This window comes from Streptosporangium sp. NPDC002721 (assembly GCF_042888905.1).
Lineage (GTDB): Bacteria > Actinomycetota > Actinomycetes > Streptosporangiales > Streptosporangiaceae > Streptosporangium.
This window is the reverse complement of sequence record NZ_JBIAQI010000028.1, coordinates 101645-123104: the sequence shown is the minus strand read 5'-3', so window position 1 is coordinate 123104 and position 21460 is coordinate 101645. Positions and strand designations below refer to the sequence as shown.

Annotated in this window: 20 protein-coding genes; 5 read left to right on the top strand and 15 right to left on the bottom strand. The window is 71.7% G+C overall.

Going from position 1 to position 21460, the window contains the following annotated elements:
- A partial coding sequence (locus ACFYWM_RS34570) for a hypothetical protein (RefSeq protein ID WP_389922663.1) occupies positions 1-323 on the bottom strand: 323 nt, incomplete at its 3' end.
- 196 nt (positions 324-519) lie between these two features.
- Here ACFYWM_RS34570 and ACFYWM_RS34565 point away from each other — a divergent pair.
- A complete protein-coding gene (locus tag ACFYWM_RS34565) occupies positions 520-1215 on the top strand; it encodes a hypothetical protein (RefSeq protein WP_389922659.1) in 696 nt (231 codons plus the stop codon).
- A gap of 87 nt (positions 1216-1302) precedes the next feature.
- Here the strand turns inward: ACFYWM_RS34565 and ACFYWM_RS34560 are convergent, their stop codons facing one another.
- The 10 genes from ACFYWM_RS34560 to ACFYWM_RS34515 form a co-directional block, all read right to left on the bottom strand.
- The gene (locus ACFYWM_RS34560; RefSeq protein WP_389922656.1) at positions 1303-3054 is read right to left on the bottom strand and encodes a DEAD/DEAH box helicase; all 1752 of its coding nucleotides are present in this window, start codon (positions 3052-3054) and stop codon (positions 1303-1305) included.
- Between the two features lie 254 nt (positions 3055-3308).
- Positions 3309-4172 (bottom strand): hypothetical protein, encoded by an 864-nt coding sequence (locus ACFYWM_RS34555; protein WP_389922654.1) that lies wholly within the window; start codon positions 4170-4172, stop codon positions 3309-3311.
- A 98-nt stretch (positions 4173-4270) separates the two neighbouring features.
- Positions 4271-5662: an MFS transporter gene (locus ACFYWM_RS34550; protein ID WP_389922651.1), complete on the bottom strand. Its 1392-nt coding sequence runs from the start codon at positions 5660-5662 to the stop codon at positions 4271-4273.
- Complete coding sequence (locus ACFYWM_RS34545) at positions 5659-6402, bottom strand: zinc metalloprotease (protein ID WP_389922648.1); 744 nt, start codon at positions 6400-6402, stop codon at positions 5659-5661. Before ACFYWM_RS34545 ends, ACFYWM_RS34550 begins: the two co-directional genes overlap by 4 nt.
- 375 nt (positions 6403-6777) lie before the next feature.
- A complete protein-coding gene (locus ACFYWM_RS34540) occupies positions 6778-7029 on the bottom strand; it encodes a DUF3039 domain-containing protein (protein ID WP_329091055.1) in 252 nt (83 codons plus the stop codon).
- A 95-nt stretch (positions 7030-7124) separates the two neighbouring features.
- Positions 7125-7703, bottom strand: a complete 579-nt coding sequence (locus ACFYWM_RS34535) for a YqgE/AlgH family protein (RefSeq protein WP_389922645.1) — start codon at positions 7701-7703, stop codon at positions 7125-7127.
- A gap of 133 nt (positions 7704-7836) precedes the next feature.
- Positions 7837-9249 (bottom strand): NAD-dependent malic enzyme, encoded by a 1413-nt coding sequence (locus ACFYWM_RS34530; RefSeq protein ID WP_389922718.1) that lies wholly within the window; start codon positions 9247-9249, stop codon positions 7837-7839.
- 202 nt (positions 9250-9451) lie between these two features.
- On the bottom strand, positions 9452-10393 hold the full coding sequence (locus tag ACFYWM_RS34525; RefSeq protein WP_389922642.1) for a tetratricopeptide repeat protein: 942 nt from the start codon (positions 10391-10393) through the stop codon (positions 9452-9454).
- 46 nt (positions 10394-10439) lie between these two features.
- A complete protein-coding gene (locus tag ACFYWM_RS34520; RefSeq protein ID WP_389922639.1) occupies positions 10440-12107 on the bottom strand; it encodes a methylmalonyl-CoA mutase in 1668 nt (555 codons plus the stop codon).
- A 251-nt stretch (positions 12108-12358) separates the two neighbouring features.
- Positions 12359-12892 (bottom strand): MarR family winged helix-turn-helix transcriptional regulator, encoded by a 534-nt coding sequence (locus ACFYWM_RS34515; protein WP_389922636.1) that lies wholly within the window; start codon positions 12890-12892, stop codon positions 12359-12361.
- Positions 12893-13183: 291 nt separating this feature from the next.
- Between ACFYWM_RS34515 and ACFYWM_RS34510 the strand changes: the two genes are divergently transcribed.
- Positions 13184-14599: a hypothetical protein gene (locus ACFYWM_RS34510; protein ID WP_389922633.1), complete on the top strand. Its 1416-nt coding sequence runs from the start codon at positions 13184-13186 to the stop codon at positions 14597-14599.
- Between the two features lie 55 nt (positions 14600-14654).
- On the top strand, positions 14655-15332 hold the full coding sequence (locus ACFYWM_RS34505; protein WP_389922630.1) for a DUF4230 domain-containing protein: 678 nt from the start codon (positions 14655-14657) through the stop codon (positions 15330-15332).
- A gap of 152 nt (positions 15333-15484) precedes the next feature.
- Here the strand turns inward: ACFYWM_RS34505 and meaB are convergent, their stop codons facing one another.
- Positions 15485-16429: a methylmalonyl Co-A mutase-associated GTPase MeaB gene (gene meaB, locus ACFYWM_RS34500; protein WP_389922628.1), complete on the bottom strand. Its 945-nt coding sequence runs from the start codon at positions 16427-16429 to the stop codon at positions 15485-15487.
- Entirely contained in the window at positions 16426-17613 is a 1188-nt protein-coding gene (locus tag ACFYWM_RS34495) for an acetyl-CoA C-acetyltransferase (protein ID WP_389922626.1), read from the bottom strand. Before ACFYWM_RS34495 ends, meaB begins: the two co-directional genes overlap by 4 nt.
- 83 nt (positions 17614-17696) lie before the next feature.
- Between ACFYWM_RS34495 and mce the strand changes: the two genes are divergently transcribed.
- Together mce and ACFYWM_RS34485 are read left to right on the top strand one after the other, a co-directional pair.
- Positions 17697-18158, top strand: coding sequence for a methylmalonyl-CoA epimerase (mce, locus tag ACFYWM_RS34490; protein ID WP_389922622.1), 462 nt, complete (start codon positions 17697-17699; stop codon positions 18156-18158).
- Positions 18159-18315: 157 nt separating this feature from the next.
- Positions 18316-19599 (top strand): DivIVA domain-containing protein, encoded by a 1284-nt coding sequence (locus tag ACFYWM_RS34485; RefSeq protein ID WP_389922618.1) that lies wholly within the window; start codon positions 18316-18318, stop codon positions 19597-19599.
- Between the two features lie 130 nt (positions 19600-19729).
- Here ACFYWM_RS34485 and ACFYWM_RS34480 read toward each other — a convergent pair whose 3' ends face one another.
- Complete coding sequence (locus tag ACFYWM_RS34480; protein ID WP_389922615.1) at positions 19730-20521, bottom strand: alpha/beta fold hydrolase; 792 nt, start codon at positions 20519-20521, stop codon at positions 19730-19732.
- 137 nt (positions 20522-20658) lie between these two features.
- Positions 20659-21372, bottom strand: coding sequence for an alpha/beta hydrolase (locus tag ACFYWM_RS34475; protein ID WP_389922613.1), 714 nt, complete (start codon positions 21370-21372; stop codon positions 20659-20661).
- Positions 21373-21460 lie beyond the last annotated feature (88 nt).

Below are 21460 nucleotides of genomic sequence, written 5' to 3'. Positions count from 1 at the left end.
TCGGCGACATCCTCCTTGACCTCGGCCATGTCCACCTTGAGCCCGGCGACATCCTCCTTGACCTCGGCCATGTCCACCTTGAGCCCGGCGACATCCTCCTTGACCTCGGCCATGTCCACCTTGAGCCCGGCGACATCCTGCTTGACCTCGGCGAGCTCCTCCTTCGTGGCACACTTCGCCACATCGAGCCGAAGCTCGGCGACATCCTGCTTGACCTCGGCGAGGTCTTCCTTGGTGGCGAGGGTGTCCATCTTTGCCATGATTTGCTCGAACATCGGAGCCACGTACTCCATGATTTCGGTACGGATCATCTCAGTGGGCACTTGTCCTCTTTGGAAACGTCACAGGGGGAACCCGGCGGAGGGCCCGGGATGGTTACGGCGACACGTTACCAACGATGCCTACTCTGAGCATTCGAACGATTACCGGATTGGCATGGATGGGCAAACAGAACCATCACCGGTTGCGACAGGAGTATCACGGGGAGTTGAGAACTCTTACTACCGGTGGTGACCTCATATGTTCGTGCTCGGCGTCTCCTGGCTGATCCTGACCCCGCTGTGCCTGTGGAACCTGTTTCGCGGAGGGACGCTGGTGCGGCTGACGAGCGTGATGTCGCTGGTCGCGCTGGAGGCGGCCACGATCTGGGCCACCACCGCCGTCCACATTCCCGAGCGGACACCGGTCGCCGCCCCCCTGTTCTCGGTGGCCCGGACCGAACCCCCGCTCCGGTCACGGACGCCGCTCCCCGAAACGGCCCAGCGGGGCACGCGGGGGGCGCCGGCGGGCCAAGGTGAACTGCTCACCCTGGACCAGCCGGGCGGGCGAGGCCCGTCCGGCGTGCGGAACGCCTCCTGCCGCGGCCGGATGCCGGCTCCCGAGCGGGTGCGGCTGGCTCGCCGCCAGGGCGCGCCACGCGGCGTGACGCTCTTCTGGAAGGCCAGGGCGGACGAGTGCGACACCGCGACCGTGGTCCTGCACCACAGGAACCGTACGATCAAGGTCTGGATGCGCGAGGGTGAGGCGGAGAGCCGTTCGTCAGGCGCCACCACGTGGCCCGTGAGCGTCGCCGGTGGCGTGGCCTCCCTGGAGGTGCCGCTCGCGGAGCCGGTGCGCGACGCGGGGGCGTTCAGGGCGATCGACGGGCGGACCGGCAGGCCGATCGCCCTCATCCGGCCGGGGCGCGTACCGGAGGAACCTTCCACGGTCCGGTGACCGGCCGGGTGATCGGATCGGCGAAGCCACGCCGACCGGATGAGGGCGACCGGACCGGGCGGGAAGCCGCCCGAGCCGACGAACCGGTCAGTGGGAGCGCTGGGTGGCCCAGTGGCGGATCTTGCCGATCCGCTCCTGGATCTGTTCGGCGGAGGCCTGCGCGATGGCGGGCCCGCCGCAGGCCCTGCGGAGTTCGGCGTGGATGACGCCGTGCGGCTGGCCGGTGCGGTGGTTCCAGGCGCCGACGAGGCCGTTGAGCTCCTTGCGGAGGTTGGCGATCAGCTCGTGCGGGGCGAGCTGCGGCTCCTTGGGCTCGGGCTTGTTGCGCCTGGCCTTCAGCTGGTCGGACTGGCGCTTGCTCAGCAGGGTGCGGACCTGGTCGGGCTCCAGTAGCCCCGGCAATCCGAGGAAGTCCTCCTCCTCGGGGGAACCGGTCTCCGCGGCGCTGCCGAACTCGCCGCCGTCGAAGAGGACCCGGTCGAAGGTGGCGACCGCCTCCAGGGTCTCGAACGGCAGCTCGTCGCCCACGACGTCGGGGTTGTCCTTCTTGCGCTGGGCGTCCTCCAGCAGGAAGTCGTCCAGCCCCTCCTCGGCGGGCTTGCGGTCGAGCACGTGGTCACGCTCGGCCTCCATCTCCCCCGCCAGGCCCATCAGGGTCGGCACGGAGGGCACGAAGACGGACGCGGTCTCGCCCCGTTTGCGGGCGCGGACGAAGCGGCCGACGGCCTGGGCGAAGAACAGCGGGGTCGAGATGCTCGTCGCGTAGACGCCGACGGCCAGGCGCGGGATGTCGACCCCTTCGGAGACCATCCGGACCGCGACCAGCCAGCGCTGCTCGGAGGCGGAGAACTCCTTGATCTTCTTGGAGGCCGTGGGGTCGTCGGAGAGCACGACCGTGGCGCCCTCCCCGGTGATGGTCCTGATGTGGCGGGCGTAGGCCCGGGCGGTCTCGTGGTCGGTCGCGATGACCAGGGCCCCGGCGTCGGGAACACCCCTGCGCACCTCGGTCAGGCGCCGGTCGGCCGCCCGGAGGACCTGGCGGATCCACTCGCCCTTCGGGTCGAGCGCGGCCCTCCATGCCTGGCCGAGCTGGTCCTTGGTGAGCGGGGTGCCGAGGGTCGCGGCGATCTCGTCGCCCGCGCGGGTCCGCCAGCGCATCTCACCGGCGTAGGCGAGGAAGATGACCGGCCGGACGACGCCGTCGGCGAGTGCCGGGCCGTATCCGTAGGAGTAGTCGGAGACGCTGCGCCTGATCCCGTCGCCGTCCTCGGCGTAGGTGACGAAGGGGATGGGGTTGACGTCGGACCTGAAGGGGGTTCCGGTCAGGGCGAGGCGTCTGGCGGCCGGCTCGAACGCCTCCCGTACGCCGTCGCCCCAGGACTTCGCGTCGCCCGCGTGGTGGATCTCGTCGAAGATCACGAGCGTCTTGCGGGCCTCGGTGCGGGCGCGGTGCAGCGCCGGGTGCATGGACACCTGAGCGTAGGTGATGGCCACCCCGACGTAGTCGCGGGAGGTTGCGCCCTGGCTGTTCTTGAACTCGGGGTCGATCGCGATGCCGACCCTGCTCGCGGCGTCCGCCCACTGCTGCTTGAGGTGCTCCGTCGGTGTGACGATCGTCACAGCCCGGATGATCCCTCGTGACAGGAGGTCGCTGGCGATGCGGAGCGCGAAGGTCGTCTTGCCCGCACCCGGCGTGGCGACCGCCAGGAAGTCGCGCGGCTCGCGGCTGGAGTACAGGTCAAAGGCCTCCTGCTGCCACGCGCGAAGCTTCGGCGCGGTGCCCCAGGCGGCACGGTCCGGATATGAGGGCGAGAGGTGGGATGCGGCGAAAGTGCTCACAGTGTCCCCAGGGTAATCTGCGCCGCCGACAAGACGTGCCGATCCGCCGACATCCTCGCCAAGGTCGCCTCCCCGTGCTAGTGGTTCGCGGACCCGGAAACCACGGGCTCGCGGTGCCAGGACCGCAGGCTCACGGCTCCTGGAACACACCCCGAACCGGAGACGCCGAACCAAGAACACCGAAGCGCAGGCGCGGGCCCGCGGGCCGACGACCGCCCCTCCCGGCACGGTCGTCGGCCCGCGCCCCGGCCGCCTCACCGCAGGCCCGCGATCACCGTGTCGATCTCGGCCCTCGACACGGGGTCGTCCGGCTGGGTCATCGCGACCACGACCACCGGCCGCGTCCCGGCCCTCGTGAGAAAGACCACACGCAGGTACGCCGGACGGTTCACCACGTCCAGGTACTCCGCGCGCAGGGCGCGGGTGTGCCCGGTGCGCGTCCCCACGGCGATCTCCGTGTCGTCCACGACCTTCACCTCGTCGCCGTGGAGCAGGAGCCGTGCGTACAGGTCGCCGAGCTCGGTGGTGGCGGCGCGGGCGTCGGTGGCGGGCTCGGCGGGCATGACCATCACGGTCGTGTTGACGCCGTCGCCCGCGGCCGAGGTGAAGTCCGTGACCGGCGGCACCGTACCGGCGAACCAGCGGTCGGGCAGCGGGTAGCTGACCCCCGCGACCGGGTCGGTCACCCGCCCCGGCTGCGGGGAGGGCAGCGCCCGCACGGCCAGTACGACCACCGCGGCGACGACGGCGCCCCCGGCGGCCAGGGCGAGCAGCACGAGCAGCACGCGGCGCAGGCGCCCCCGAGGACGCTCTGGAGGGGCGATGGGCGTGCCGTACCAGCGGGCCGAGGGCGGGAGGTCGTCGCCGGGCTCGGGGATGCGCGGAGGCCACGTCAGGTGGGAGCGGGAGTCGGGCGGCCCGTCCTCCGGCGGCGGCCAGGGACGGTACTCGTCGTCCTCGGGGGCGGGCCAGGGGCGGCGCTCGTCGTCGAGGTCCGGATCCGAGGGCCACACCTCGTCCCTGGCGGCCCGCGCGGCCCTGCGGGCCCGCCGGGACCGGCGCCCGCCGCCACGGCCGGACGCGTCGGGCGGGTCCGACCGGCGAGGTCGTTCGTGCACGGGACCTCCTCCCGGCGGCGACGGTCCTACCGTCCTACCACGCATCCCGCGGCGTGACCCGGCTATGGGTGATCGCTGTTACGGGAGTGACCAATGAGTCAGGAGATTTCCCGCATCCGCCGGGCCACGATCGCCCCGAAGAGGCCGATGGAGGCCATCAGCACGACGATCGTGAGGTAACCGGTGGCGATGTCGTCGTGGCCGATCAGGTTGATCAGACCCCCGCCGACGCCGATGGTGATCGCGCTGCCCAGGGTGTCGACGACCTGGAGCGCGGCGGAGTTGGCGCCCTGCTCGGCGTCGGGCGACTGGTGCATCGCGGTGACGTTGACGCTGGTCATGCCGAGCCCCATGCCGAACCCGGCGACGACCCAGGCGGGCACGGTGACCCAGCCGCCGACCCCGGGCACGAAGGCGAGCAGGGTCATCAGGATGCCCGCGGTGATCGCCACGGCGCCGATCCGTACCAGCAGCGGCCTGTCGTACGAGCGGCGGGTCTGCAGGTAGGAGCCGGTGCTCCAGCCCAGGGCGCCGAGGGTGAGGGCGACCCCGGCCTCGACGACGGAGAAGTCGTGCACCTTGGTGAGGAACAGCGGGATGAAGGCGTTGACCCCGAAGAACGCCGAGGCGAACACCCCGCGCATCATGATCGTGGTCGGCAGGCCGCGGCCGAACCGCAGGGCCCGGGGCGGCAGCAGCCTCGGCAGGCCCGCGGCGAGGGCGGCCAGTCCCGCGACGGTGGCGATCCCGCCCGCGACGGGGGTGTCGTGGAGGTGGCTCACCCCGTACAGCAGGATCCCGGCGCCGCACGCCGTGGCGGTGGCGGCCAGGGTCATCGCGAGCGGCCTGGAGCGGGGGCCCGTGGAGGGGGTGGGCGCCGGGCTGTGCCCGCCGACGCGCAGCGCGGGCAGGAGCATCACGAGGGCGGGGACGACCAGCGGCACGATGCCGTAGAAGACCCACCTCCATCCGACGGTCTCGGCGATGATCCCGGTGAGGCCGGGCCCGATGATCGCGGGGAGCACCCAGGCCGCCGACAGCGCGGCGAACACCCGGGGCCGGGTCTCCGGGACGTAGACCCGCGCGATCATCACGTAGATCGCCACGATGACGGCGCCGCCGCCGAGGCCCTGCACGACCCGCGCGACGATGAACAGCTCCTTGGACCCGGCGGCCCCGGCCATGGCCATACCGGCCGTGAACAGCCCCACGCCGAGCAGGAACGGCCAGGCGTGCCCCCGCCGGTCGGACCAGAGCCCGGCGACGACGTTGGCGAGCAGGCAGGCGACGAGGAAGGCGGAGAGGCTCGCCCCGTACAGGTCGAGGGCGTCGAGGTCCTCGGAGACGGCGGGCATGACCGTGCTCACGGACATGCCCTCGAAGGCGATCAGCGTGACGACGAGCAGGATGCCCAGGGAGGCGGTCCGGTATTCGGGCCCGAAGATCCGGGGGGTTTCGTATGGAGCGTCGACTGTCTTCGGTGCTGTCACCCGTCAAGGGTAGTGTCCGCCTCCCGGCCCCGGTAGACGGCCCACATCTCCTGCATCCTGACGGCCTGACCAGCGGTGAACCCGGACATGCAGCGGTCGTCGGAGTAGTCCATGAAGTTGTGGATCGGGTCGGGCCCGCCGCCGCTGCAGGTGTCCTTGATCAGCGGGCAGCCCTCGGTGGGCTGGCCCTCGGGCTCGGTGTCGGCCACCCCGTCGCCCAGCGGCTCGCAGCCCTTCTCGAAGGTGTGCAGCAGCCCCAGCCAGTGCCCGATCTCGTGGACGCCGGTGTAGCCCCGGTTGAAGCTGCGCATCGCCCCGCCGGGCAGGCTGCGCCAGTCGACGACCACGCCGTCGAGGCCGGGCTCCTTGCCGTACCCGTGGGGGTAGGTGGAGTAGCCGAGCACCAGCTCGCCGAGCTGGGCGAGATAGAGGTTGAGGGTCTCGGGGCCGCCCTTGCGCATCTGCTTGATCGACCGCTCGTGGGTGACGGGCTCGCGGAACCAGGCCGCGTTGACGGTACGGGTGACGCCGTCCAACCTGAACCGGATCCCGGTGTCCGCGCCGCCGAGCTGCCCGGAGTAGGCGGCGTTGAGCGTGGCGACCTGGGCGCGCACGGCGGCGTCGGGCGCGCCGAGGCGGCCGTCGGTGATGACGTGCACCCAGGTGGGCACGGTGATGGCGAGCGCCCGCGGGACCGGGCCCGACCCGCGCCGCCCGCCGGGGTGCGCGGGTGAGGGCACGGACGTTGTCGTGGAGGCGCGTCCGGCCGCCACGGAGCGGGCGGCGGCGGCCCGGGAGCCGTGCGCACCGTGAGAACCGTGAGAACCGTGCGCGTCGTAAAGACCGTGCGCACCGTGCGCGCCGTGAAGACCCTGCGCACCGTGAGCGCCGTGAAGACCGCGGGCGCACCCCGGAGGCCCGGACGTGGCGGCCGTCCCGCCGGGAACGGCCGGGACGGGAGGAGCGGCGCCCACCGTGAACAGGCATGCGGACACAACGGCGATCGCACGCCGAAACATGGACTCCCCCGACAGATCCCGGACACTGGTCGTTCGCCGCCCCCCGGCGGCATCCCGACCGTAACCTCATCTGTGGCGATCACCCATGAGCAACACTCACTCGTTGTTGCTGTCTTCACCCTTCGGCAGCCCCGAGTAGATCTCCTTGCACTCCGGGCAGACCGGGAACTTCTGGGGGTCGCGGTTGGGCACCCAGACCTTCCCGCAGAGCGCGCGGACCGGGGTCCCGCTCAGCGCGCTCTCCATGATCTTGTTCTTCTCGACGTAGTGGGCGAAACGCTCGTGGTCGCCGTCGCCGTGCGACAGGTCCGGCCGGACGTCGCTCTCAGGGAGAATCTTCGTACTCACCCTGGCGATTTTATGCCCGTACCACAGTGCCCGCGGCACCGGCGGCCGGTGGGTCGCCGAACGCGTCCCGGCCGCCGCCCCGGACGGTCGTCCGGCTAGTTCATCGACGGGTCGTCGGGGCAGGTGGCCACGTAGGCGAGCTCGCCCCGCTGCCTGCGGAGCACCGCCCGCCACAGCGACTCGGGCTCGTGGTGGAAGGTGTCGCCGGGCTCGGCGTCCACGACGTACCAGGCGCCCTCGCCGATCTCGCTCTCCAGCTGCCCCGCCGACCAGCCGGCGTACCCCGCGAAGATGCGCATCTGGGCGATCTCCCCGGCGAGGATCTCCGGCGGCGCGTCGAGGTCGACGGTGCCGAGCCTGGAGACGGCGGCGGTGCCCGCGTGCAGCCTCCGCCAGCCGAGGGGCTCCTGCCCGCTCGGTACGGCGGCGAGCGCCAGCGCGCTGTCCGTCTGGACGGGGCCGCCCTGGAACAGCACGGACGGGCCGGTGACCATGGTGTCCCAGGTGGGGAGCACCTGGATCACCGAGATGTCGCTGGGTCTGTTGAGCACCACGCCCAGGGTGCCGCCGTCGAGGTCGTGTTCCAGCACCAGGACCACGCTGCGCCGGAAGTTGGGATCCTCCAGCTGCGGGGTCGCCACCAGAAGCCCACCGACGTAGATCGCCTCCGCCATACCTCCATCATGAGGGGTGAACCCCCTTTCGCGCTGCTCCACCCGCTCTTCCGATGTTTCGGGCCTCACGTGGTGTCTCGTGACGCCGTGGAGCGGGCGGGCGGAGCGGGCGAAGAAGCCCCTCAGGCCCCCGTCACGCCTCTGTCATGCCCGTGCGGGCCCGGCCACCGGCCGACTCGCGCACGGCCGCCGCGACGGCGCCCGACACGTCCGGGTGGAACACGCTGGGGATGATGTAGTTGGGGCCGAGCTCCTCGGCGGTCACCACGGCGGCCAGCGCCTTGGCGGCGGCCAGCAGCATCTCCTGGCTGACCACGGTGGCCTGGGCGTCGAGCAGGCCGCGGAAGACGCCGGGGAAGGCCAGCACGTTGTTGATCTGGTTCGGGTAGTCGGAGCGGCCGGTGGCGACCACGGCGGCGTGCTCGCGGGCGTCGTCGGGCGAGACCTCGGGCTCGGGGTTGGCGAGCGCGAAGACCACGGCGTCCTTGGCCATCGTGGCGATGTCGTCGCCGTTGAGGATGCCGGGCGCGGACACGCCGATGAACACGTCGGCGCCCTTGACCGCGCCGCGCAGGTCGCCGGAGTAGCCCTCGGCGTTGGTGTGGTCGGCGATCCACTGGAGCGACTCGTCCAGGTCCTGGCGGCCGCGGTGCACGGCGCCCAGGTAGTCGCAGACGATCATGTCGCGGGCGCCCGCCGCGAGCAGCAGGCGCAGCACCGCCGTGCCGGCCGCGCCCGCCCCGGCGAGGGCGATGCGGACCTCGCCCAGCTCCTTGCCGACCACGCGCAGCGCGTTGGTGAGCGCGGCCAGCACGCAGATCGCGGTGCCGTGCTGGTCGTCGTGGAAGACCGGGATGTCCAGCAGGTCACGCAGCCGCCGCTCCACCTCGAAGCAGCGCGGCGCCGAGATGTCCTCCAGGTTGATGCCGCCGAAGCCGGGGGCGATGACCTGCACCGTGCGCACGATCTCGTCGACGTCCTGGGTGTCCAGGCAGATCGGCCAGGCGTCGATGTCGGCGAACCGCTTGAACAGCGCGGCCTTGCCCTCCATGACGGGGAGCGCGGCGGCCGGGCCGATGTTGCCCAGGCCGAGCACCGCCGAGCCGTCGGTGACGACGGCGACGGTGTTGCGCTTGATGGTCAGGCGGCGGGCGTCCTCGGGGTTGCGGGCGATGGCCATGGAGACCCGGGCGACGCCGGGGGTATAGGCCATCGAGAGCTCGTCACGGTTGCGCAGCGGCACCTTCGACCGCATCTCGATCTTGCCGCCGAGATGCATGAGGAAGGTCCGGTCCGAGACCTTGTGGATGACGACGCCCTCGACGCCCTCCAGCTTGTCGACGATCGCCTGCGCGTGGTCGGTGTCACGCGCGGCGCAGGTGACGTCGATGCGCAGCTTCTCATGCCCGGCCGTGGTCACGTCGAGCGCGGTGACCACACCTCCGGCGGACTCTACGGCGTGGGTGAGCTGGCTGACGGCATTGCCGCCGGCGGGCACCTCCAGGCGCACGGTGATGGAGTACGACACACTCGGCACGGTGGCCACAGCCAATCCGCTCCTTTGCGACTGACTTTGGTTGGGATGCCTTCCATCGTGCCATCACATGACGGGTGTGCGCGCCCCGGTCTGCGGACCTGGGCATATAGATGCGGTCACGACATACCTCACGCCACCCGGCCCCCGGCCGGAACCGCGGGCCGGGTGCCGGGGCCGTACGCGTGGCCCGGGAAACCGCCCGGAACGGGACTCAGAACAGGGCGCTGGCCAGGTTCCTGCGGGCCCTGCCGATGGACGGGTCGTCGCCGGGGAGGGTGTCGAACAGGCCGAGCAGGTGCACCCTGGCCCTGTCGCGGTCGGCGCCCGAGGTGCGGCGCACGACGTCGACGAGCCGGTCGAAGGCCTTGTCCACCTCGCCGGCCAGCATCTCGAAGTCGGCGGCCAGGAGCTGGGCCTCGACGTCGGCGGGGTCGGACAGGCGGCCCTGCAGGGCGGCCGGGTCGACGTCCTGGGTACGGCGGATCAGGCCGAGCCCGGCCAGGCCCAGCTTGGCGTCCTGGTCGCCGGGCGAGCGGGCCAGCAGCCGCTCGTACGCGGCCACCGCGCCGTCGAGGTCACCGGCGTCGATGGCCTGCTCGGCGGCGAGCACGTCCGGGTCGACCGGGGGCTCCTGCGGCTGCTGCTCCTGCTCCCCGGCGGCGGCCTCCTCGCCGGGGGGCGGGAGGTACTGGGCGAGGGCCTCCATCAGCTGCGACAGCCAGTCGCGCAGTTGCGGCTCGGTGGCGATGCCCGGGACGACGGCCACCGGCTGCCCCTGGAAGATCGCGTACAGGGCGGGCACGTTCTGCACCCGGAGCGCCTGGGCGATCTGCGGGCTGAGCTCGACGTCGACCCTGGCCAGGGCCCACCGGCCGGCGTTCTCCGCGGCCAGTTTCTCCAGCAGCAGGCTGTACTGCTTGGCCTGCTCGGCACGGGTGACGGTGAGCTCCAGCAGCACGAGGCCGTTCATGGAGCGTTCGACGACCTCGGTCGCGAAGTTGGCGTCGTCGACGTCGATGACCGGCGCCGGAACGCCGCCGGTTTCCTGCGCGGTGGTCTCCCGCCGCGCCTGTGCCTCGAGTGCCTGCTTGCGGGCGCCGAGGTCGACGGCGCCGTAGAGCGATCCGGGTCGAGTGAAGTCCGCTGGGCTCATGACTCCAATCCTGCCGTATCCCGGCCGATGCCCCGACGCGTCATCGCTAGAAGCGTGCGGGTTCGGTGTAGACGCCCCATTCGTCGCGCAGCGCGTCGCAGATCTCACCCAGCGTGGCCTCGGCCCTGGCCGCGTCGAGCATGGCGGGGATCATGTTGCCCTCGCCCCTGGCGACCCGCACCATCTCGGCCAGGGCTGCGTCCACGGCCGCCTGGTCGCGGGCCGCGCGGCGCCCGGCCAGGACGCGGTTCTGCTCGCGCTCGACCTCGTGGCTGACCCGCAGGATCTCCAGCGGCTCGTCGATGGAGGCGGTGTGGCAGTTCACCCCCACGATCCGCTTCTCGCCCTTCTCCAGCTTGCGCTGGTAGTCGAAGGCCGCCTCGGCGATCTCGGACATGAACCAGCCGTCCTCGATGCCGCGCAGGATGCCCGAGGTCATCGTGCCGTCGGAGCCCATGTCCCTGATCCTCGTGAAGATCGCCTCGGCCTCGGCCTCCAGCCGGTCGGTCAGCGCCTCGACGTACCAGGAGCCGCCGAGCGGGTCGGCGACGTTGACGATCTCGGTCTCCTCCATGAGCACCTGCTGGGTGCGCAGCGCGATCTCCGCGGCCTTCTCGGAGGGCAGCGCGAGGACCTCGTCGAGCGCGTTGGTGTGCAGTGAGTTGGTGCCGCCGAGCACCGCCGCGAGCGCCTCGACCGCGGTGCGCACCACGTTGTTGTACGGCTGCTGCGCGGTCAGCGACACCCCGGCCGTCTGGGTGTGGAAGCGCAGCCACTGGGCCTTGTCGGTCTTGGCGCCGTAGACGTCGCGCAGCCAGCGCGCCCAGATCCGCCGGGCGGCCCTGAACTTGGCGATCTCCTCGAAGAAGTCGATGTGCGCGTCGAAGAAGAAGGACAGGCCCGGGGCGAAGACGTCGACGTCCAGGCCGCGCGACAGGCCCAGCTCCACGTAGCCGAACCCGTCGGCCAGGGTGAAGGCGAGCTCCTGGGCGGCCGTGGAACCGGCCTCGCGGATGTGGTAGCCGGACACGCTGAGCGGCTTGTACGCGGGGATCTCGGCGGCGCAGAACTCCATCAGGTCGCCGATCAGCCGCAGGTGCGGCTCGGGGGCGAACAGCCACTCCTTCTGCGCGATGTACTCCTTGAAGATGTCGGTCTGCAGGGTCCCGTTGAGCTTGCCGACGGGCACCCCCTGCCGCTCGGCGGCGACGACGTACATGCAGAAGATCGGCACGGCCGGGCCGCTGATCGTCATCGAGGTGGTGGTGTCGCCGAGCGGGATGCCGTCGAAGAGCAGGTCCATGTCCAGCGCGGAGTCGATCGCCACGCCGCAGTGGCCGACCTCGCCGAGCGAGCGCGGGTCGTCGGAGTCGCGGCCCATCAGCGTCGGCATGTCGAAGGCCACGCTCAGCCCGCCGCCGCCCGCGCCGAGGATCATCTTGTAGCGCTCGTTGGTCTGTTCGGCGTTGCCGAACCCGGCGAACTGCCGGATGGTCCACGCCTTGCCCCGGTAGCCGGTGGGGTGCAGGCCGCGCGTGAAGGGGTACTCACCCGGCCAGCCGACGCGCTCCATGCGCGGGTCGGCGCCCTCGGGCCCGTAGACCGGCTCCACGTCGAGCCCGGAGAGGGTGCGGAACTCCGCCTCGCGCTTGCGCGCCCCGTCGAACCGCGCCTGCCAGCGTGCCCGTCCCGCCTCGACCCGCTCAGCGTCCATGGCCAACCCCCTTGTACGGCATGTGGCTTCTTATCCGGCTTGTGGCCTCACGCAGATACTAGGACGTCCTAGTAATTGTTGGCCAGACGTGAGGCGCGCGGGAGGGCCGGACCAGGAGAGGGCGCCGTCAGCCCGTGAGGCCGCGCCGGGGACTGGACTGAGGAGAGCGGGGTCGCGAGGAACGAGCGGCCTCGTTCGACGAGGGAAGGAGCCGGGTAAGAGCGGCCTCACCGCGACGCGCAGCGTCGCCTTCAGTACCGGAAGTCGCCGGCGGCCACGCGAAGGGTCCTGAACAGGTCGAACATCTGCTCCAGCTTCGCCTCGTCGTACATGGGCATGGCGAAGTCGGCCTCCATCAGGTCCTCGGTCGCCAGGCGGACGGTCTCGCGGCCCCGGTCGGTGATCTCGGCGAGCACGCCCCGGCCGTCGCGGGGGTTGGGCAGGCGCCGCACCAGACCGGCACGTTCCAGGCGGCTCACGGTGTTGGTCACGCTCGTGGGGTGCACCATCAGGCGCTCGCCGATCTTGGAGAGCGGCAGCGCCCCCGCCTTGCTGAAGGTCAGCAGCACCAGCGCCTCGTACCTGGCGAAGGTCAAGTCATGCGGTTTGAGCAGCGTGTCCAGTTGCGAGAGCAGGATCTGGTGCGCTCTCATGATCGATGTGACGGCGGCCATGGCCGAGGAGGGCCCGAAGTGAACGCGCCACGTCTCCGCGGCACGCTCGATGGGGTCAAACGGGAGATTCAGCTGACCTGTAGCCACAGGGCTACGGTAGCGCGGCCTCATCCCGATTCGCCCATATACGTAGAGTCACCGGACTGACGGCTTCACCAAGAACCCGGACGCCAAACGTCACGCTCCGTTATGGTTCCCACATCGAATGGTGAGGCCGTGGCCAAGTGGCCGCGATGACTCAGTCCGGCCTGCGGGGGACGCGAGCCGGACCGGTGCCGAGGGGACCGGCATCCGCACATTCACGGCACGGGGGGTGCTTGATGAACGACAACTTGACGGCGTTCGGACGCCATGAGGACTCCGGCTCCACCGACGCGGCGTGGGTTCCCACCACGCCGGCCGGTGCGTGAGCACAGGGGCGTTTCACGCGAGGAACTCCAGCAGAGCGGGTTGATGGCCGTCGCCATCCTGCTCGTGCTCGGGGTGGTCGCGGCGTGGAGCGTCCTGGTTCCCGGTGTCAGCGCGTGGGAGAACATCGTCGTCGCGGTGATCGGCTCGCTCCGGCTGACCGGCCCGGTGGCGGCCGCGTTCGCCGCCTGGGTGGCGGTGCGCAGGCGGCGCGGGACGCGCGGGCGGTCGATGACCCCCTGGCAGGCGGTACGGGCACCACTGGCGATCCTGGTGGTGACGGGGGGCGCGTTCATCGCCACCGTCGTGGTCCTGGCGGTCAGGACCGTGATCACCGAGCAGGCCGGGCGGCTGCTGCCCAGCGGCCTGGTGATGGGCGCGGCCGGGCTGGCGCTGTACGTCGTCATCGGCTGGGTGATCGGCTGGCTGCTGCCCTGGACGATCACCCCGGTCCTGGCCGGGCTCGGCTGCTACAGCCTGTTCACCTGGCTGTGCCAGGGGCCCGCCTGGGGCGACCGGCTCGCCCCCGCGACGCGGGAGCCCTACGACCCGTTCCGGGGGTTGAACGCGGCGGCGTTCACCGACCAGACGCTCTGGCTGGTGGGGATCAGCGCGGCGCTGCTGCTCGGCTGGGCGGCGGTCGTGACGCGCCAGGCCCTGGTGCTGGCCGCCGCGCTGATCGCGGTGCTGGCCGCGGGGACCGGCATGGCCCGGCTGTTCACCGAGCAGCAGCCGGTCTCGGCGCGGCAGGTCGTCTACAGCTGCCAGGAATGGCCGATCATGGTCTGCGTGCACCCGGGGATGCGCGCCGGGCTGCCCGAGCTGAGCGCGGAGTTCGTCAAGATCGCGTCCAGGCTGGCGGGCACGCCCGGGGAGTTCTCCCGGGTGGAGCAGCACCCCCGGGGCGACACCACCCCGGTCGCGGCCGGTGTGATCGCGATCCACGTCGACGACCTGGCGGCCGGGTTCGCCGAGAAGGCGGCCGACGAGTTCGTCGACGGCCTGGCCGTCCGGTGCGACGCCACCCCCGCGGAGGGCTACCGCGACATCGTGGCCGCGTGGCTGCGCGGCGAGCCGCTGCCCGGCGGGCCGCTGCCCGAGCACCGCTACGCCGCGGCGTGGTTCTCCGGCCTCACCGACGTCCAGCGGCGCGACTGGCTCCGGCTCTACTACGCCGACTTCACCGGCTGCAGGCTACAAAGCACTCACTTCGGGGGTCAGTCCGGGCAGACCTCTCAGACAGGGCAGACCGGACAGGGTGCGGGGGGCGCCTCGACCGGCCCCGAACCCCGGCCCGGCGGCGTCCACCAGGCACCCGGCCGGTCCCCCTCCCCCGGGGCGGGCGTCCCGGACGGCCCCTGGCGCGCTCCCTTCGCCGAGGGCGGTGCGCTTCCTTCGCCGCGCGGGTAGGAAGATCGGCATAGGCTCCGCGTGAGAAGGTCACCCTCCGGGGAAGGAGAGCGCTGTGAAAGCCTCCCAAGAAGCTCCGCCCGCGGCTCCCCCGGCGGCACGCCGCGGACGCGGCTGGCGTTTCCTCGCCGGGCTGCTCGTCGTCGTGATCCTCCTCGTCGTGGGCGCCCGCCTCACCTGGTCGTGGCTGAACCCGTTCGGCGAGGAGACGGTCGACCGCAGCCAGCCCGTGCTGCTGGAGTCCATCCACAACCTCAGCCGCTTCGAGGCCGCCACCGGCAACTTCCAGGTCGTGGTGGACCTGGAGAAGGACGCGGCCTTCCTGCCCGACGCGGTCAAGGGCAGCCGGACGCTCTTCGTCGGGGCCGGCGGCGTCGACGCCTACGTCGACTTCGGCGGCATCGCCGGCGACGCCCTGACGGTCTCCCCCGACCGCACCGAGGTCACGGTGAGGCTGCCCCGCGCCCAGTTGGAGAAGCCGAACCTCGACAACAAGCGCTCCTACGTCTACGCCCAGCAGCGCGGCCTCTTCGACCGGGTCGAGGACCTGCTGTCCTCCTCCCCCGGCGACCAGCGGGAGCTCTACATGCTGGCCGAGAAGAAGATCGCCGAGGCCGCCCAGGCCAGCGACCTGCGCAACCGGGCCGACCAGAACACCAAGATCATGCTTGAGGGCCTGCTGAAGGGCCTCGGCTTCGAGAAGGTCACCGTCAAGTTCGCCGACGAGACCTGAGCCTCGGCGCCGGGGGCTCGGCGCCGAGGTTTCGGTGTTCGAGCCCGGACACCGGGACCCCGGCGCCACGGGAGCATCCGGTCCGGACGTGAGGGACCCCGGCACACGGACGCGGTGACCGCGTCCGTGTGCCGGGGGTTCGTGAGTCCCGTTCAGCCCGCGGCGGCCAGGAGTTCGTCCGCCGCGGTGTAGGGGTCGAGTCCCGCGTCCAGGACGCGGGTGGCGAGGGCGTCCAGGCGCCGGTCGCCGTGCAGGTGGGCGAAGCGGGAACGCAGGGTCGTGAGGGCGATCGCCTCGATCTCGTCCCTCGCCCTGGCGTGGCGGCGCCGGACGAGCTCGCCCGACGCCTCCAGGTGGGCCAGGTGGTCGCCGAGGGCGTCGACCACCTCCTCGCCCCCCTCGCCCCGGTAGGCCACGGTCTGCACGATCGGCGGCTTCCAGGGCCGCTCGACCAGGGCGATCATGTTGCGGAGCTCGCGGACGGTGGCCTGGGCGCCCTCGCGGTCGGCCTTGTTCACCACGAACACGTCGGCGATCTCCAGGATGCCCGCCTTCGCCGCCTGGATGCCGTCGCCCATCCCGGGCGCGAGCAGCACGACGGTGGTGTCGGCCATCGAGGCGATGTCCACCTCCGCCTGGCCGACCCCGACGGTCTCGACGAGGATGACCTCGCAGCCCGCGGCCTCCAGGACGCGCAGCGCCTGGGGCGTGGCCCACGACAGCCCGCCCAGGTGCCCCCGGCTCGCCATCGACCTGATGAACACGTCCGGGTCGGTGGCGTGGTCCTGCATCCGTACCCGGTCGCCCAGCAGCGCCCCGCCGGTGAACGGCGAGGACGGGTCGACGGCGAGCACGCCGACCCGCATGTCCCGCTTGCGGAACGCGTGGACCAGCATCCCGGTCGAGGTGGACTTGCCGACGCCGGGAGAGCCGGTGAGCCCGATGATCCGGGCCCGGTGCGGCCGGTCGGCGCAGAGCAGCCCGGTGATCTCCCGTAGCCGGGGGGAGCCGTTCTCGACCATGGAGATCAGCCGGGCCACGGCCCGTGGCCTGCCCTCCCTGGCCATCGCGACCAGGTCGGAGACCTCCGCGGTCATGCCGAGGGGACGCGGATGATCAGAGCGTCGCCCTGCCCGCCGCCGCCGCACAGACCGGCCGCGCCGAGGCCGCCGCCCCTGCGCCTGAGCTCGTGGGCGAGGGTGAGCACGATGCGGGCGCCGGAGGCGCCGATCGGGTGGCCGACGGCGATGCCGCCGCCGTTGACGTTGATCTTTTCGAGGGGGACGCCGAGCTCCTTGGCCGACTGCAGGACCACCTGGGCGAAGGCCTCGTTGATCTCCAGCAGGTCGAGGTCGCCGGCCGAGAGGCCCTGCTTGCCGAGGGCGTGCTTGATCGCGTTGGCGGGCTGGGACTGGAGCGAGTTGTCGGGGCCCGCGACGTTGCCGTGGGCCCCGATCTCGGCCAGCCAGTCGAGGCCGAGCTCCTCGGCCTTCGCCTTCGACATCACGACCACCGCGCAGGCGCCGTCGGAGATCTGCGAGGCCGACCCGGCGGTGATCGTGCCGTCCTCGGTGAACGCGGGCCGCAGCCGCGACAGGACCTCGGCGGTGGTGTCGCCGCGCACGCCCTCGTCGGCGGAGAAGACCACCGGCTCGCCCCTGCGCTGCGGGATCGCCACCGGCACGATCTCGTCGTCGAGCGCCCCGTTCTTGATCGCGGCGGCGGCGAGCGCGTGGGAGCGGGCGGAGTACTCGTCCTGCTCCTCGCGGGTGAGGCCGAGGCGCGCGTTGTGCCGCTCGGTGGACTCGCCCATGGCCACCTGGTCGTAGGCGTCGGTGAGGCCGTCGAAGGCCATCGAGTCGAGGATGCCGGCGGAGCCGTACTTCACACCCTTGCGCAGGCCGGGCAGCAGGTGGGGGGCGTTCGACATCGATTCCATGCCGCCCGCGACCACGATGTCGAACTCGCCGGCGCGGATGAGCTGGTCGGCCAGGGCGATGGCGTCCAGGCCCGAGAGGCAGACCTTGTTGATCGTCAGGGACGGCACGGTCATCGGGACACCCGCCTTGACGGCGGCCTGGCGGGAGGGGATCTGGCCGGCGCCCGCCTGGAGCACCTGCCCCATGATCACGTACTGCACGGCCTCGGGGGCGACGCCGGAACGCTCCAGCGCCGCCTTGATGGCGATGCCGCCGAGGTCGGCGGCCGACAGGCCGGACAGCGAGCCGAGCAGTCTTCCGATGGGCGTACGAGCTCCGGCGACGATGACGGAACCAGACATAAGTGGAGCCTCCCTGGCGGGCTTGGGGCGACTTTGCCACCATACCCATGAGTACATCAGCGATCGCCATGGAGGATGTCCCTATGTTCATGCGCATCGATCATGTGGGAATCGCCTGCCACGACCTTGAGGAGAAGATCGCTTTGTTCGAGCGGATCTTCGAGCTCACGGTGGTGGCCCGCGAGGTGAACGCCGAGCAGGGAGTGAAGGAGGCCATGCTGCACATCGCCGACGGCGAAGGCGGTGGATCTTATATCCAGCTCCTCGAACCGCTCGGCCCCGACACGCCGGTGGGTAAATTCCTCGCGAAGCGCGGGGAAGGTGTCCACCATGTCGCCTTCGGCGTCCCGGATGTCGTGCAGGCCCTGGACAAGATCGGCGACAGGGGTGTACGCCTCCTCGACAAGCAGCCGCGCCACGGTTCCCTGGGCTCCTCGATCGCTTTTCTTCATCCCAAGGACGTCGGGGGAATGCTCACGGAACTCGTACAGGCAGCGGAAAGGCAAGGCGGGACCACGCCGAATGCAAGAAACGCTGATACGTAACAAGTCACGCATAAAGCCGGACGAGACCGCCAACTCCGCACCGGCGGAGTACGCTGGCGTACCACCGGACGTGGATCCCGCCCCGGCTCCCGCTTCGGATGCCTGAAACCCCCGTCCGGCCCGTGTAGCCGTCTCGACAACCCAGGATCGAGCCTCCATGCAGTCCGACATCGACGCCCAGCTCAACAACTTCTTTGAAGACGCCCCCGCTCGGGAATTCGACGTGGTGCTCCGTGGCTATGACCGGCACCAGGTCCACGACCACCTGAAGCAGCTCGACGGCGAGCTACGGCAGTCCCGGGAGCAGGTCCAGGGCCTGCAGCGGGATCTGTCCGACTCCCAGCGCCAGCTTCAGGAGCAGGAGCGCCCGACCTACTCCGGGCTCGGCGCCCGCATCGAGCAACTGCTCCGTCTGGCGGAGGAGCAGGCGACCGAGCTGGTCCAGGCCGCCCGGTCCGAGGCGAACGAGATCAAGGCGGCGTCCAAGGTCGAGGCCGCCGACCTGCGCGCCGCCGCGGAGAACGAGGCGGCCGAGAAGCGCGCCCTCGCCACCCGCGAGGTCGACGAGATGCGCACCAGCGCCGAGCGCGAGGCCGAGGAGATCCGCTCGACCGCCCGCCGCGAGGCCGACGAGCTGACCGCCACCACCGAGCGCGAGGTCTCCAAGCTGCGCGCCACCGCCGACCACGAGGTCGCCGAGAAGCGCGCCGACTCCGAGCGCGAGATCGCCAAGCTGCGCACCACCACCGAGCGCGAGGTGGCCCAGCTGCGCGCCTCGACCAAGCGCGAGCGCGACGAGGTCCTCACCACCGCCAAGCGCCAGGCCGACGAGATGCGCGCCCAGGCCCAGCGGGTGCTGGAGGAGTCCGAGGCCAAGCGGGCCCAGGACGAGGCGGAGTTCGAGATCCAGCTCGCCGCCAGGCGCGAGGAGGCCGAGCGCCAGGAGGCCGAGCGCCACGCCAACGCGCAGGCCGCGGCCCAGCAGCTGACGGCCACCGCCGAGCAACGGGCGGCCACCGCCGAGCAGCGGGCCACCAAGGCCACGCAGCAGGCCGAGCAGACCCGCCGCGAGGCCGACACGCACGCCAAGCAGCTGCTGGCCAACGCGCGCAAGAACGCCGACCAGGTCGTGTCCGAGGCCAAGGCGAGCGCCGAGTCCATCGTCTCCGAGGCCAAGGCCGAGTCCGAGCGCAGCCGCTCGGTCGCCCAGCGCCAGGTCGACGAGCTGACCCGCCAGCGCGACAGCATCACCAGCCACCTCGCGCAGCTGCGGCAGCTCCTCGGTGGCGCGCCGCTCCCGGCCGCCGAGCCGGAGCCCGCGATCGCCGCGGCACCGCCGAAGCCGGCCATCCCCGCCGCCGCCAACGGCGCCGAGAAGCCGGTTCCCGCGCCCGCCAGGGCCGAGACGAAGGACGACGACGCGGAGTGGTGGCAGGAGTAGGCGGCCGCTGACTCGGGGCGTTGACGACGGCTACGGGAGAGCCTGGCGACCTTCACGGTCGCCAGGCTCTCTTCCTGTTCCGTTCCCGTTCCGTCTTCCCGTTCCGTCTTCCCGTTCCGTCACCGCGTCGTCACCCGCGAGGCGACGGTCCCCCGGTGAGCTCTGCGACGAAGCCGGACACCGCCCGGTTGAACGCCTCGGGCTGCTCGATCGCGCTGAGGTGGCCGGCCTTCTCGATCACGGCGAGCCGCCCGTCGGGCACGGCCTCGACCATCGCGCCCGCCTCGGCCGGCGAGGCGATCTCGTCCTCCGCGCCCACGATCACCAGGACGGGCGTCTTGAGCGCCCGCAGCGTGTCGAAGGAGTCGGGACGGCCCGCCATGGCCCGCTGCGCCCACGCGACGGCCGCCGGCGGGGCCGACTGGACCAGCCCGCGCACCCGGCCGTACACCATCGCCCTGCGCCGCACGGTGGTCTCACCGACCAGCCCGGGGAGCACCTCCCGCAGCAGGACGGACGTGCCCTCCTCCAGCACCGCGGCGGCGATCCGCTCGCGGTTGGACCTGGCCGCCTCCGGGTCGGCCCCCGCCCTGGTGTCGGCGAGGATCACCCCCAGCAGCCGGTCGGGGTGGCGGCGGCACAGGGCCATCGTCACGTAGCCGCCCATGGACAGCCCGCCGACGACCGCGCGGTCCACACCCTCGCGGTCCAGCAGGCGTACGACGTCGTCGGCCATCACGTCGAGGGAGGGCTCGTCCTCGCCCAGCACCGAGCCGCCGAAGCCGCGCAGGTCGGGGGTGATGACCTTGCAGACCGCGGACAGGCCCTCCCGCTGGGCCAGCCACATGGCCGACGAGAGGGGGAACGCGTGAAGGAGGACGACCGGAAGCCCCTCTCCCGCCGACCGTGTGTACAGCTGCACGCAGTCCACCGTATTCCCGGGGTCCCCTCCTGGCACCCCCGGTTCCACAACCGTTGATGACGTTGTGGTAACTGCGCCGTCAGCGAACGGGACCCGCAAGGCCATACGGCGGTGAGGGGTCAGAACCGGACAGCCTCCTAGGCGTCGGGAACCTCGGTGGGCAGGGGGTGGGCGGCCGGGTTCACCCGCAGGACGATCCGGTCGAGGACGACGCGCACGTACGGCTCGCCGACCCACAGGTGCTTGGCGTCGTCCACCCCGACGACCTCGGCCTGGGGCACCCTGGCGAAGCGCTCGCGGGCCTGCTCCGGACGCAGGTAGTCGTCGAACTCCGGGACCATCGCGGTCAGCGGCCGCCCGAACTCCGCCCACGCGTCGAGGTCGGCGTCGGTGGCCCGGTGCAGCGGCGGGGAGAGCAGGATCGCGCCCTCCACCAGCGGGTCGCGGCCCCACTTGAGCGCCAGCTCGGTGCCGAAGGACCAGCCGAGCAGCCAGACCCGGGGCAGGTCGTGGAAGTCGGCGTACTCCAGGGCGGCGGCGACGTCCAGGCGCTCGTCCTCGCCCCCGCCGAAGGCGCCCTGGGAGGTGCCCCGCTCCGAGGTGGTGCCGCGCGTGTTGAAGCGCAGCACGGCCAGGTCGGCGAGGGCGGGCAGCCGGTTGGACGCCTTCTTGTAGACGTGGCTGTCCATCATCCCGCCGTGGGTGGGCAGCGGGTGCAGGCAGACCAGCGTGGCCACCGGGGGCCGGTCGGCGGGAAGGGCCAGCTCGCCGACGAGCGTCAGACCGTCACCGGTGTGCAGCTCGATCGGCTCCCTGCGCGCGGGCAGCACCGTAGAGGCCCGAATCTCCATGTCTCTCCTCGAATCCGCTTCTTCCGGTCGGCGCCGGCGCCGTTCGTGCCGGTGGTGGCCTGTCGTGCCGGTGGTAGCCGGTTGTTCT